Source organism: Rhodococcus sp. KRD162 (assembly GCF_017168335.1).
In the GTDB taxonomy this organism is placed as follows: domain Bacteria; phylum Actinomycetota; class Actinomycetes; order Mycobacteriales; family Mycobacteriaceae; genus Rhodococcoides.
The window spans coordinates 1-980 of record NZ_JABFAU010000068.1 but is presented as its reverse complement, the minus strand read 5'-3'; the positions used below and the strand labels follow the sequence as shown (position 1 = coordinate 980).

The 980-nt window shown below is 65.4% G+C and carries 1 protein-coding gene; it reads left to right on the top strand.

The genetic code is table 11. From position 1 onward, the window contains the following. The first annotated feature begins 49 nt into the window (after window positions 1-49). A protein-coding gene (locus J1M87_RS26535) for an IS5 family transposase (RefSeq protein WP_374222426.1) occupies window positions 50-980 on the top strand; the annotation gives its coding sequence in 2 pieces (ribosomal slippage) (window positions 50-442 and window positions 444-980; 930 coding nt in all).

Genomic DNA, 980 nt, shown 5'->3' with positions numbered 1-980 from the left:
TAGGGCGTGTCTCCCATAGCTGAGCGGTGACCCGCGAGACCGTGGCCGTATGGGACAGACGAAGTCACGATTTCGCCAGTTCACCGACGAGCAGTGGGAGCGGATAGAGCCCCTGCTGCCCTCCAATGAAGGGCGGCAGGGGCATCCGTTTCGCGACAATCGCAAAGTCGTCGAGGGGATCATCTACCGCTACCGAGCAGGTATTCCCTGGCGGGACCTACCCCGCGAGGAGTTCGGTGCGTGGCAGACCGTGTGGAAGCGTCACGCCCGCTACGCCCGGGACGGGACCTGGGATCGCATCCTGCACGTGATCCTGGCCGATGCCGACGCAGCCGGAAAGATCGACTGGAACGTCTCGGTCGACGCCACCATCTGCCGCGCTCATCAGCACAGCACAAATACAACGCGCCCTGAGCAGGACACAGGGGGCAGGGTCGAATCACAAGAACCGGCCCTTCCGGGACTGTGAACCCGCAGGTCACGGCATCGGTCGCTCGCGAGGAGGGCTGACCACCAAGATTCACAGTGCTGTCGATGGCCGCGGCCGACCGCTGGCGAACGTGATCACCGGTGGGCAACGAAACGACGGCGCGATGCTGGCCGAAGTCCTGGCCGACATCCACGTCCCACGCCACGGCAAGGGCCGACCCCGCACCCGCCCCGACGCGGTGATCGCAGACAAGGCCTACTCGTCCGGCACGATCCGCCGCCAGCTCCGCAGTCGCGGTATCGCCGCTGTCATCCCGGAGAAAAGCGACACCATCGCCGCTCGCGAACGCCGCGGCAGCCGCGGTGGCCGACCCCCGAAACTCGACACTGACCTCTACAAAGACCGAAACGTCGTTGAACGTTCCTTCGCTCTGGCCAAGCAATGGCGAGCGCTGGCCACCCGCTACGACAAACTCGCGATCACCTACCGCGCCGCCGTCACCCTCTGCGCAATTCTCACCTGGCTACGCCGATTGGGAGACACGCCCTAG